Annotated in this window: 12 protein-coding genes; 11 read left to right on the forward strand and 1 reads right to left on the reverse strand. The window is 46.3% G+C overall.

What is annotated here, in order from left to right:
• Positions 1–105 precede the first annotated feature (105 nt).
• The 11 genes from ADA01nite_RS16700 (at position 106) to ADA01nite_RS16745 (ending at position 12,100) form a co-directional block, all read left to right on the forward strand.
• Positions 106–1,704, forward strand: coding sequence for a hypothetical protein (locus tag ADA01nite_RS16700; protein WP_146811411.1), 1,599 nt, complete (start codon positions 106–108; stop codon positions 1,702–1,704).
• Between the two features lie 135 nt (positions 1,705–1,839).
• Positions 1,840–2,808, forward strand: coding sequence for an LCP family protein (locus ADA01nite_RS16705; RefSeq protein WP_146811412.1), 969 nt, complete (start codon positions 1,840–1,842; stop codon positions 2,806–2,808).
• A gap of 38 nt (positions 2,809–2,846) precedes the next feature.
• The gene (locus ADA01nite_RS16710; RefSeq protein WP_146811413.1) at positions 2,847–3,458 is read left to right on the forward strand and encodes a DedA family protein; all 612 of its coding nucleotides are present in this window, start codon (positions 2,847–2,849) and stop codon (positions 3,456–3,458) included.
• Between the two features lie 279 nt (positions 3,459–3,737).
• Positions 3,738–3,860 (forward strand): hypothetical protein, encoded by a 123-nt coding sequence (locus ADA01nite_RS22880; RefSeq protein ID WP_281286033.1) that lies wholly within the window; start codon positions 3,738–3,740, stop codon positions 3,858–3,860.
• A gap of 166 nt (positions 3,861–4,026) precedes the next feature.
• Positions 4,027–4,830 carry a motility protein A gene (locus ADA01nite_RS16715; RefSeq protein WP_146811414.1) on the forward strand — a complete coding sequence of 268 codons (804 nt, stop codon included), beginning with the start codon at positions 4,027–4,029 and terminating at the stop codon, positions 4,828–4,830.
• Entirely contained in the window at positions 4,805–5,575 is a 771-nt protein-coding gene (locus ADA01nite_RS16720; RefSeq protein WP_146811415.1) for a flagellar motor protein MotB, read from the forward strand. Before ADA01nite_RS16715 ends, ADA01nite_RS16720 begins: the two co-directional genes overlap by 26 nt.
• 237 nt (positions 5,576–5,812) lie before the next feature.
• The gene (locus ADA01nite_RS16725) at positions 5,813–6,760 is read left to right on the forward strand and encodes a cytochrome d ubiquinol oxidase subunit II (protein WP_146811416.1); all 948 of its coding nucleotides are present in this window, start codon (positions 5,813–5,815) and stop codon (positions 6,758–6,760) included.
• Between the two features lie 320 nt (positions 6,761–7,080).
• Positions 7,081–8,844, forward strand: a complete 1,764-nt coding sequence (locus ADA01nite_RS16730; RefSeq protein ID WP_146811417.1) for an N-acetylmuramoyl-L-alanine amidase family protein — start codon at positions 7,081–7,083, stop codon at positions 8,842–8,844.
• A gap of 149 nt (positions 8,845–8,993) precedes the next feature.
• Positions 8,994–9,401 (forward strand): holo-ACP synthase, encoded by a 408-nt coding sequence (acpS, locus tag ADA01nite_RS16735; RefSeq protein WP_146811418.1) that lies wholly within the window; start codon positions 8,994–8,996, stop codon positions 9,399–9,401.
• A 40-nt stretch (positions 9,402–9,441) separates the two neighbouring features.
• Positions 9,442–11,034 carry an NAD(P)H-hydrate dehydratase gene (locus tag ADA01nite_RS16740; RefSeq protein ID WP_146811419.1) on the forward strand — a complete coding sequence of 531 codons (1,593 nt, stop codon included), beginning with the start codon at positions 9,442–9,444 and terminating at the stop codon, positions 11,032–11,034.
• A gap of 49 nt (positions 11,035–11,083) precedes the next feature.
• Positions 11,084–12,100, forward strand: a complete 1,017-nt coding sequence (locus ADA01nite_RS16745) for a DUF4367 domain-containing protein (RefSeq protein ID WP_146811420.1) — start codon at positions 11,084–11,086, stop codon at positions 12,098–12,100.
• Positions 12,101–12,258: 158 nt separating this feature from the next.
• On the opposite strand, the gene ADA01nite_RS22440 is transcribed toward ADA01nite_RS16745, so the two are convergent.
• The coding region (locus ADA01nite_RS22440) for a hypothetical protein (protein WP_218029577.1) at positions 12,259–12,462 on the reverse strand (204 nt) is incomplete at its 5' end.

Here is a 12,462-nt window from a genome sequence, read left to right on the forward strand (position 1 = left end):
TTCGTACCACAAAAAGTTATCTGCCCTTCTTTTTATTTTCGTGGCAGGGCTTGTGGCTAATCGATCATGGTGATTTTGGTGAAAAACAGCGATAGGAGGATGGTTATGGGGAAGACGCGAACAACCAGGCTTTCGCCATGGTTCTGGCTGCTGTTTGGCGCCGCCATGGTTTTAAAATACGGGTATGAAAAATTCCGATATTACCCTGTTCTCGATGATTGGATCCAATACGGAGCGTTCCAGCTCTACGACGATCCATTTCGTCAAATTTTTTTGAACTACAGCTATCATACGCGGCCGCTTGCCTCTTTATTTGATTTGTATGTTTGGGGCAAGTTCTGGCCTAACCTTATCGGTGCGTTCATTTTAATTACGATAATACATTTTGTAAGCTGTTATTTGCTCTATCGAATTTTTGACCGGCTGGGCCTGCCATCATTAGGTACGCTTGCGGCCGTGTTGTTCGGTTTACTGCCGCTAGGAAGCGAAGCGACATATTGGCTTTCCGCTTCATCACGATTGGTAGTCGGGCTTTTTCTGATGCTGTGCTCTCTTTATTTCCTTGCCGCAAGCTTCGATGCGAAGAAGAAAGCGGGATATCTTATCGGATTCGCCGTATTTCAACTCCTGTCTTTCGGTTTTTACGAGCAGATTATCGCTATGGGAGCCGCCTGTTCGTTGCTGCTTCTTCTCTGGAAGAAGAAGTGGTGGCAAGTCTTCCTGCCAATTTTAAATGTAGGGATAATTGGCGCGTATTATGTAGTATTCAAAGAAGGAGGCAATACGGAAACACGCGGCCAGCTCGTTCCGGGCGAGAGGCTGCTTGTCCATACAGGCGGTGTATTCCACGAATTTTATGACATTGTGGTGCTTTTACACGCTAAATTCTACAGTGTGGGCTTGGGCCGGGGTCTCCGCTTGTTAATGGAGAATGAGTCTTATGTCTATTTGCTTCTTACGGGAGTCGTTTCATTGGTGATAGGGTGGATGACTTTCCGTATGCTGCGGGAGGAAGATGGCTTACGCAGGCCTGGCGTGCAAATTCTGATTGGCATTCTGCTCGCGGTGATTCCGTTGACACCGTTTTTTATCCTGGATCAGAGCGGACTTGCCCTGCGCAATGTATTTCCTTCTCTCATCGGACTGGCGCTTATGATAGACGGCTTACTTTTGTCTATAACGAAATCAGGAGCCGGGAAAGCTGTGTACGGTGCTGCTGTAGCGTGCTTGACATTTGTATTTATCGTTGTTAATGTAGCGGAGGTTGTTGATTATAAGAACGTAAGTCAGGCGGATCGCCATGTCGCCGAGCAGATTATCTCGCTTGGAAAACAGGCGAAAAAAATCAATGGGAAATACCCCGTTTATTTGTTTGGCGCGGAGCCTGAGCTGGTAAAGGTAGGCGTCCCGTTCTTAAACCATGGACGGAACACGACCAGCAGCGATTGGGCGATGGCGGGCGTCATGCGCGCCGTTGGGGGCACTCGCTACTATCCGGCAGTCACTCCGGTTACCGTCCGGGATGATATTATTATTCCGGAGAAGAATATAAACCGCGGCCTGCTGCTTGGACTTGAGCCGGATTTGCGTGTCGTATCCCTGCGGCCGGTGAAGCGGCCGAACGGCGACTATCATTTGCTGCGCGAGGATGGTACGCGATTCGGTATTTATTTTATAGACAAACAATATTTTCGTAAGTGGTAGTTGTTAGGGTGAAGTGTGTAAGTGAATACTAATTGAAAAGAGTGGCATGAAATAAATCTAGTGATAGAACATCGTGATGCGATATAATAAAGGATGGTGTTTTGCTCACTTAAAGAAAGGATGTTCTGTGATTCGATGAGAGTATTGCGAAGCATGCTGAGAATCAGTTTTATTTTCTTTTTATTGGGTGCAATAGGGATCGGCGCATATTATGCTTATTCTTTCTATTCGTTTACGTCAAAGATTCAGAATCCTGGTACGGCGACATCCATGCCCGAGTGGACAGGCAAGGAGCGGGTAAATATCCTGCTGCTGGGTGTCGATAAACGCGAGAATGAAGAGTCGACACGGTCGGATTCTATTCTTATAGCCAGCATCGATCCGGAGACGAAGAAGGCGCAACTCTTCTCTATTCTGCGCGATTCCTGGGTAGAGATTCCGGGTTATCGGAAGAGCAGAATTAATACCGCATATGAGATAGGTGGACCGGAATTGATGGCACAGACGGTGGAGAACCTGACAGGGCTTTCGATCCAGTATTATATAACAACCGACTTTAAAGGGTTTGAGAAGGTTGTGGATGCGCTGGGCGGTGTTGACTTATATGTAGAAAAAGATATGGAATACTATCTGTATGAAGAGAATGGATACTACGATATTCTTCTTAAAAAAGGACAGCAGCATCTAGATGGACGCAAGGCGCTGCAGTATGCACGCTTCCGCCATGATAAGATGGGGGATTTCAGCCGTACGGAGCGCCAGCGTAAGCTGCTGAAGGCTCTGGCAGAGCAGGCTACAAGCAAGACAAGCATTTGGAAGATTCCGAGTGTGCTTGAGGCCGTGTCACCATACGTAACGACAAATATGAGTCCGACAGACATGCTGCGTCTCGCCAACCTTGCGTATAAACTGGATGTGAAGAATTTACAGACCGAGCAAATTCCGCCGGCCAATATTCTGCGCGAGAAAACGGTGAACGGAGCGCAGGTCATTGATCCGCGTGAAGAAAAGACGAAAGAGTACATTCAAGAATTATTGCAAAATCCGTTGAACCATGAGTCGGGCGAAAGCGAAAAAGAGAAGGTAAAAGGTTCTACAAACTAAATTCATGTATAGGATAGTTGGTAGGGGGGGACGAACTTATGGGCCAAATGCTTGAAACCATCGGTTCCTGGATTACCGCCGTTATCGACTATCTGGGCTATGCCGGCGTTTTTCTCGGAATGCTTCTTGAAAGTGCCTGCATTCCAGTTCCAAGTGAATTAATTATGCCGTTCGCCGGTTTTCTGGCTTCTCAGGGAAAAATGAACCTGTTGGCTGCCATTGTGGCAGGAAGCATCGGGGGGACGATTGGCTGCGTGGTTGCATATGTGATTGGTCGTAAATACGGCCATCTGCTTGAAGGCCCGCTGCGCTTTGTTTTTCCGCTGCATGAAGTTAGACGAGCACAGCGATGGTTGGCCCGTCATGGAGATAGTGTAGGCTTTTTTACGCGGTTGCTTCCAGCGGTTCGTACATTTATTTCGCTGCCAATGGGTATGGCGCACGCGCCGTTTCTGCGCTTTGTTGTTTATAGTTTCGTAGGAACCGCCATTTGGTGCACAGTCCTGGCGTATGTAGGCTGGATGCTGGGCGAAAATTGGGCAATGATTAAAGCTTATCTTCATTATGGGGATGTTTTTGTACTGATTGCTTGTGGAGCGTTAGTGGTTTATTATGTATGGAAGAGAAAAAAGAGAAGTCGTTTTGTGTAAGTAAAGGACTGCTGGTTTGTACCAGGAGTCCTTTTTTTGTCAACCTGGCTTTCAATCAAACTTACTAAAGAAGACGGCGAATGAAAAATGAACGCTATTCAATATAAATAATAAGTTTTAGAACTGGTTCAAAAAAATAAATGATTTTTCAATATGTTTTTCTCTTTAAATTTGACAAAATAGTTACAAAAAATATTGACAAATTTGTGAACTTAAGAGTAAAATAATGGTAGGGATAGTGAGAAACTTTATATCTTTGAAAAGGAGCGGTTATATAGTATGTGGAATGCAATTGTGATTGCTGAGATGGTGTTTACATCAACCATGTGCGCTGTGATTCTGGCCCTCCCGTTTTTTACGAAGCTGAAGAAAAATCATGTTGGAGAAACGGAAAAAGAATAAAATAGATAGAGGAAAAGGCGCCCCGGGGCGCTTTTTTTGTTATGTATTCGAATGGAGGAATAAATTCGTTAAAAATCTGCTTGATTTTGATTTACTTATGCCGATATATATTTAAGAGGATAAAAGAAAGATAGAAATTACCATAGAAGGAAATAGGGGATGTCAAATGGATTTAGCCTCATTAATTGGGATTGCGGTAGCCTTGGCTGCGGCTGCGTTTGGTTTTTTCTATGACGGTGGGCAGACTAATTTGCTGTGGAGTCCGGCTTCGTTTGTGCTGGTACTCGGTGGTACGGCCGGCGCTGTTATTCTTTCGCTGCCAATGCAGGACTTGAAAAATATACCGAAGCTGTTCAAGAAGCTGTTTACTGAGCAGAAGATGGATTACATGGGTCTGATTAATCAAATGGAACAATTGGCCGGAAAAGCGCGTAGGGAAGGGTTGCTGTCGCTTGAGCAGGAAATTGAGCAGATTGACAATAAGTTTATCTCAAGAGGATTGCGCAGCGCTATTGACGGTGTGGACCAATCAATTATTGGAGAAATGCTGGAGTATGATATCTCCGCCATGGAATCGCGCCATCAGCGCGGAGCCAAAACGTTTGAGAACGCGGGCGGGTATTGCCCGACGATCGGGATTATGGGTACCGTTATGCACATGGTAGTGATTATGACGCACTTGAATGAGCCGGAAACGCTGGGGCCGTCCATTAGTGCAGCCTTTCTCGCTACTCTATACGGTGTCGCATTTGCTAACCTCTTCTTCTTCCCTTTTGCCGAAAAGCTGAAGGCAAAGTCCAGAGATGAAGTACTTTACTTAACCATTGCCCTTGAAGGGATTATCGGTGTTCAGCAGGGAATGAACCCGGTTGCGCTGCGGGAGAAGTTGCTTGTATTCCTTTCTGAGGCGGATCGCAATATAGAGGCAGGCGGTGAAGAAGTGAATGTCCAGAAAGAGGCAGAAGCATGATGGGCACGTTAACCTGGAGCGCTGGCTCGTTTCCTATGCCGATTTTGTAACGCTCTTGTTTATCGTTTTTTTAATTTTATTTTCCATGAGTGCGGTTGATGCGCAGAAATTTCAGGCTTTAAAGGAATCATTCAGCGAAGTAACGGGTTCCGGTGCTTCGCTGGTGATGCCGGCGCCTGGATCGACAACGACGCCTTCCACCGATAGAAACACCGGTAAGACGCGAGAGAAGAATAGGATTGCCGCTGAACAGGAGAAATTTGAAGAAATAAAAGAGAAAATGGAGCAGTATACCCAGGCCAAAGGACTTGATAAAAACGTAAAGGTGAACATGGATCAAAACGGGATCAATGTAACGATTACGGGGACCATTTTGTTTGCCAACGGGGATGCGACACTGCAACCGCAGGCAAAGCAGATTGTGAAAGACATGTTCCAATTCATTAACTCAATTGATAATCCGATACGAATCGAAGGGCACACGGATAACGTACCAATTCATACGGCACAGTACCCGTCCAACTGGGAGTTGTCTGCTGCCCGATCGATGAATCTGGTTCGTTATCTGGCCGAAGAATACAATATGAAGCCGGCGCGATTGTCCGGTGCAGGATACGGGGAATACCATCCGGTTGCCCCGAACAATACGCCGGAGAACAGAGCTAAAAACCGTCGGGTAGAGATTATGATTCTAAGCACGAAAGCCGCGCAAGCGGATGCGCAAAAACCACAGAGTAAGCAATAAACAGAGGCAGGTATTCGCGGAGAATATCTGCTTTTTTTATTAAAATGAAGAAAAAAGAAGGGAAGGGAAAAGAAGATCCGAGGGAGAAAAAGATCTTCGCCTTTTTCACCATTTTGTCACAGAACTAACAAATTACAGTCATATAAACACTACGAAAACCTTGTTATTATAAAGAGATAAACAACAGATACCAAGATGAAACGTTCGAGCATGGTACCCTGGAAGGGAGGGCGTATTATGTCATATGAAGGAATCGAGATTGCCGTTCTATGGACGTTTCTATACGGATATTTAATCGTTGCCTCCATTGATTTTGGGGCTGGTCTTTTCCTGTTCTACGGAAAATGGAAGAAGAAAGATCAGATTATCAATGGGATTATTAATCGTTATCTTTCTCCTGTATGGGCAGCTAGCAACGTGTTTTTACTCTTCTTTTTCGGCGGTCTACTCTGTTTTTTCCCCGATGCGATTAATTACTATGGTATGGCGCTGCTCGTACCCGGGGGAATCGCTCTGGCTTTGCTGGTGGTGCGCGGATTATTTTACGGATTTGTTAATTATGGTGCAAGGGAGCGGTTGAGCCATCTTTTTATTTACGGCGTTACCGGATTACTTATTCCGGTCTGTCTGTCCACTGTGCTTATCATTTCAGAGGGGAAATTTATTGTGGAATTGCAGGATGGCCGCATTCATTTTGTACCCGAAGTATTATTCACGAGTCCGTACTTCTGGTCTGTACTATTCCTTGCCATTGTGAGCGTGCTTTTTATCAGTGCAAGTTTTTTGACACATTATGCAAGCAGAAGCGGGAACATGGAAGCGGAGGAGATATTTCGGAGGTTTGCGCTCATTTGGAGCGGTCCAACTATTCTCGCCAGTGTTGTCGTGTTTGCAACACTTCGTATTCACAACGAATGGCATTTTAGCCGGATGATTGATGTGAGTTGGATGTTTATTGCTTCTCTTCTCTTCTTCGTTGCCGCGATGTACTTAATTGCACTGCGTAAAGCACTTGGGGTTGCTTTTATAATGGTAATGCTGCAGTTCGGTTTTGCATTTTTTGGTTACGGTGTTTCCCATATGCCGTATCTGCTTTATCCCTATTTAACAATTCGAGAGGGGATGACCAGTCCGCAGATCGGATTAGAGTTTGTGACTCTTCTTGTAACCGGACACGGGCGATGAATCTTACGGTTATCCGGATGTTATATCAGACCAGTTTTATTTTTTGTCCGATCATATTATTATTCGGGCCATTGCGTTGCCGTTTCTTGTCACATTTTTGAGTATCTTCAGCCCCGCATTAACGGAGAACAGCCGCCATCTTGTTAAGATGGGGCTTTTTTCATGGGGAAAAACTGTTCATTCTTAATGGGAGACGTTGTACAATAAAAGAAAATATTTCCGATATTTAAAATACATAGTGATTGGGAATTTTGTCGAATTATGGGTGTGTGGAGCAATCTCTTCATGCGCCAAATCGCAGAGAAAGAGAGAGGGTACAGATGAGGAAGGTGTTATGCGGGGCAGGAATATTTCTTTTTCTCTTCCTGGGAATATGGTCCGTGGCGGTGCAGGCGGCCGCAGTTCCCTCTATTCAGCTTTGGATCAACGGGAATAAAGTAAGGCCTGAAGTCCCGCCGCAGTTGCTTAATAGTCGGACGCTGGTGCCTGTATACACGGTACAGGAAGGCATGGGCATGAAGGTAGACTGGGATGCAAAAGCCCGCAAGGTTACTGTGACTGACGGCAGTAAAAAAGTGGAGTTGACGATCGGTTCAAAAACGGCACGTGTGAATGGAACAGCGAAGAAGTTGGACGTAGCTCCGGTTATTATCGGCAATCGTACCTTTCTTCCGTTTCGTGCGGTAGGGGAATTGCTTGGGGTAGAAGTGGGGTGGGAAGACAAGACGAAAAGCGTCATTGTCAACGCTCCCGTTCGTTTTCAAGTGAATGGACAAGCCGTGTCAGCTAAGGTATATCGGCAGAACGATTCTTATTTTGTAACGGCCCGGCAAATCGCCCCGGCCATTGGCTATACAATTACACAGCAGAGTGGAAAAGCAGTCTTTTCTAAGGGAGAAGATTCAAAAATCCTGTCGTCTGATACATATAAGATAATTGATAATGAACTTGCTGTCCCCCTTTCTTTTGTGGAAGAGTTAACCGGAGGCAGTGGAGCCTGGAATCAGGGGAAAACTGTATACACGCTGAACAAGCTAATCACTCCGCCACCGCCGAAAAAACCGGAAGTAATCAAGGTAACGGATATTCAGCAAACAGACGATATCATAACCATTCGAACGGACAAAAAAGCGCAGACCAAAGATTTTACCATGAGCGGGCCGCCACGGATTGTAGTAGATGTCCAGAATGCAAAGCTTGCCGTAGTTACACCGTCCATAGCGGGGCAGGAGAAGCACCCCGCCGTGCAGGAAGTGCGCTACAGTCAATTTGATCCGGAGACGGTTCGTGTAGTTGTAGTGCTTGCAGGATCGGCTAAGTATAACCTTGTGCAGAAAACGTCGGGTATTGAGCTGCAGTTAAAAGATATCGCGTATCCGCAGCCGCCTGCACCGGCTCCTCCGATAACGGAACCGCCTGCACCGGCTCCTCCGATAACGGAACCGCCTGTGATGACGCCTGGCGATTCGACTTCTGCGCAGCCGAATCCAGTTCCGTCCCCGGGCCCTCTATCCTTGAAAGAGAAAGTAAAAGTTGTAGTAGATGCCGGACATGGCGGAAAAGACATGGGGGCGATTGGAAACAATGCGCGGGAGAAAGACTTAACGCTGGCAATCTCCCAGCGTCTTGCAGATAATTTGCGGGCGGATGCCAAATTTGATGCCATTCTTACGCGGGATAGCGAGCTTGATAGACAGTTGACTGAACGGGGCGTAAAGCAAGAGTTATCAGAGAAGGTTAAAATTGCAAATGATAATGGCGCTGATCTTTTTATTTCCATCCATATTAACTCAAGCACTTCGGCAGCAGGAAAAGGAACGGAGACGTACTATTACAGCGAGAAAAGCAAAGAATACGCCGCTACTGTTCATAAATATCTGGTACAAGCGACGGGTTTTGGCGACCGAAAAATGAAGACAGCTAATTTCTATGTAATTAAGAATACGAAGATGCCGGCGATTCTGATTGAAATTGGATTCATCAGCAATCCGACGGAAGCGAGGGAAATGATGAAAGAAGAGTTCCAACAGAGGGTGGCTGATGCTGTGTATGCGGGCATTAAAGAATATGTAGAAAAAAATTAAACGTAAAAGCCAGATCTGTTGCAGGTCTGGCTTTGTTCATACTTGCTTTAATAGCTCAAGCGACTTTTCGACAGATGCAGGGATTTCATCGGTACCTTTTCTGTTTTCGATCGCTTATAATTGGAAAAAAATGAGGGAAGGGAAAAACGATGATTGTTGGTATAGGAATCGATATTGTAGAGCTTGAACGCATTCGAAAAATTATAGCGAGGCAGGAAAAAACGTTTCTCGAGCGGATTTTTACGAAGCGGGAAGAAGGGAATATTCCACAAGGGGAAGCGCGGAAGATTGAGTTTGTAGCCGGGCGCTATGCGGCGAAAGAGGCTCTCGCCAAGGCGCTTGGCACAGGTATCGGGAAGCAATTCTCATTTCAAGATGCCGAGATTATCCCTGAGGAAAGCGGCAAACCGATCGTGTTGATGAATGATTCGCTGCTTGAGAACATTACCGGACAGAAGCAGTGTATATGTCATCTGTCGATTTCACACGGTGAACAGTATGCCATAGCCCAGGTGATTCTCGAAAAGCGCGAAGACTTGTCTGCATATCGTGGATAAGCCGGACATACATATATAACGCGGGTTAGGAGGGAGTTGTATGTACGTGGTGAGCACGCAACAAATGCGTGACATTGACCGATTCACCATTGAGCAAATTGGAATCCCAAGCCTGGTTTTGATGGAAAACGCTGGAGTGGCGGTAGTTCGGGAAGTGGAGAAGCGATGGCCGACCGGAAAAGTGGTAGTGCTGGCGGGGCCGGGGAATAATGGTGGCGACGGTCTGGTCATTGCGCGTCATTTATTGAATGAAGGACGTGAAGTGACGGTTTGGCTGTTCGGTAGGGAGGAGAAGCGGAGTGAGGATTGCAGACGGCAGCTGGAGATAATCCGGCATTCCGGTTACTCTGTAACTGTATGGGAAGATGGGAGCGAAGAGGAGAAAGCACTTCAACTGCAGACGGAACTTGGACGGGCGGCGGTTGTTGTCGATGCGCTCCTGGGCACTGGAACCAAAGGAGAACTGCGTCCGCCGTATCCTTTTGTGATAGAGCAGCTGCAGAATGGACCGGGTACTGTAGTAGCGGTTGACATTCCGACAGGAGTAAACAGCGATACGGGAGAAGTGGCGCAGAAAGCGGTGCGGGCCGATGTAACGGTGACATTTGCGTTTCCCAAGTGGGGCCACTTTTTATATCCCGGCGCAGATTGCGTTGGTGAACTAGTGGTGGCGGACATTTCGATTCCGCGCCGGGCAGCTGAGGAGTTTGCGCTTCGGGACGCAGTGCTGATAGGAAAAGATTTGCGGAAAGAACTTCCTGTCAGACGCCCTTTTTCCCATAAAGGAACGTATGGGCATGCGCTTGTGCTTGCCGGTTCGAAGGAGATGACGGGTGCGCCGGTTCTGGCCGCATCCGCCGGACTTCACACAGGCTGTGGTTTGCTGACGTTAGCGGTGCCCTCCCCGGCTTTGCCGATTGTCGCCAGTAAAATCAATGAGCCTGTATTCTGGGAGTGGCCAGCGGAGAAAGGACATTTTTCCAGTGAAAGTTATGTACTGCTAAAGCAGCGCCTTGCTTCATTTGATGTAGTTTCCATCGGTCCCGGTCTTGGTACATGGGACGGCGGCCATCACTGGCTTAAGGAAATAATTCGTCTTGTAGAGGTTCCGCTTGTGTTAGATGCTGATGCGCTAAACTTGCTTGCGGAAGACGTATCGATTCTACAGGAAAAGAAAGGACAAATCATTCTCACTCCACATCCCGGTGAGATGGGCAGATTATGCGGTTGTACGGCAGCCGACATCGAGAAGGACCGGATAGGTTTCGCTCGAATGTTTGCTCAAAAACACGATGTATACGTTGTGTTGAAAGGAACATACACGCTAATTGCCACTCCGGACGGGCGGATTTTCGTCAATCCTACAGGAACGGCTGCGCTTGCCAAAGGCGGTACCGGTGATGTGCTAACCGGTATGTTAGCTGGCATGCTGGCACAAAAAGCGGCGCAGGGCCAAAACATTGAGACAGGGATTCAACTGGCAGTATACCTTCACGGGTTGGCTGGCAGAATTTGTGGTGAAACGTCGATGTACGCCACGCTGGCAAGCGATGTAATCGACAAAATCGGATCGGCCATAAAAAGACTGTCGTTTGCAGGCGACTCACATGTTACAGATTTCCCAGGAAATTAACATGGGGACCCCTCCTTTGTCGAATAAAGGCGGAGGAGTTGAAAAGAAGATGAAACGAGTTCTTTTATTACCCGCGGTTTTTCTGCTGATTTGTTTGTCTCTTATCGGCTGTGGACCAAAATCTTCAGGAGATGTGGCCGATGATTTGGCAAAGCAGGTGGAAAAAATGTCAGGCTACAAGTCTAAAGCATCCTTATCCGTACAGGCCGGAAAAACACCGCAGGAATACGAAGTGGAAGTATGGCATAAAAAGCCAAACTTTTACCGTATTTCTTTGACATCCAAACAGCGGAACATCACCCAGATTATCTTGCGAAATAACGAAGGGGTATTTGTGCTGACTCCGCATTTAAACAAAAGTTTTCGTTTCCAGAGTGAGTGGCCGGAGAAGCATGGTCAGGTGTATTTATACGAATCGCTGGCAAAAAGTATTATAAGCGATACAGCAAGGAAGTTTCAGGGTGAAGGTGAGCAATATGCTTTTGAAGTAAAAGCCGATTATCAAAGCCGTTCCTTGACTACGCAGAAGATTATGCTCAATAAATCGTTGGAACCTGTCCGTGTAGACGTCATGGACAGCAATATGAATCCAATGGTTACAGTGCAGTATAACTCGTTTGAGCTAAATCCCAAATTTGATGAGGATGCTTTTGATAAGGAACGCAATATGCAGGCAGCCATTCTTGACTCTGTACCGGTTATAGCCGAAGCTTCCGCTGAAAATCAGGAGAGAAGCTTTGGGGTTATCGAACCGAATTATCTTCCAAAAGGTGTAACATTAAAAGGAATAGATAAAGTAAATGACGAAGATGGTGTCCAAATCGTCTTAACGTATACAGGCGAATACCCTTTTACGCTGATTGAAAATAAATCCCGGTCAGCTGCTGTTAGTTTTGTTTCGGGAGAGCCAGTGGATTTAGGCTATACGGTTGGCATCATGGTTGGAGATATGAATAAGACGCTGCGCTGGGATTATGAAGGGGTAGAGTATACACTGTCCAGCGGTATGCCTGCAGAAGAAATGGTAGAAGTGGCGAAGTCAATGTTCAATCAAGTGGGGAAATAAGGGTGGGGTTCCGCCCTTTTTTCTTTGTTAAAGAAAAATACGAATGGGAATCCAACATACTATCGCCAATACTAAGAAAAGTTAGTTAGCCAAGAAAAAGAAATTTTCAAATAGTTGGCACAAATAACTTCGCAAGGTACAAAATGTTCACTACAAAATTAGAAATTCTCGCCAGGACTTTCTCCGTTAAGTAAGAATGTTCCGCTTGCGGAAGTCGTCAGCTCATGCCTTTGCATTTGAGAACATACGTCTGTGAATGTGGTTGCACCATCGACAAAAATCATGAGAAGGGCGGCTGACTTTTGGGGTACGAAAGAAAAGAGAGAAGAGAACGAGATAATGATTTCAATGTAGAAAAAGGC

The sequence above is a fragment of the Aneurinibacillus danicus genome (assembly GCF_007991215.1).
Taxonomy (GTDB): Bacteria; Bacillota; Bacilli; order Aneurinibacillales; family Aneurinibacillaceae; genus Aneurinibacillus; species Aneurinibacillus danicus.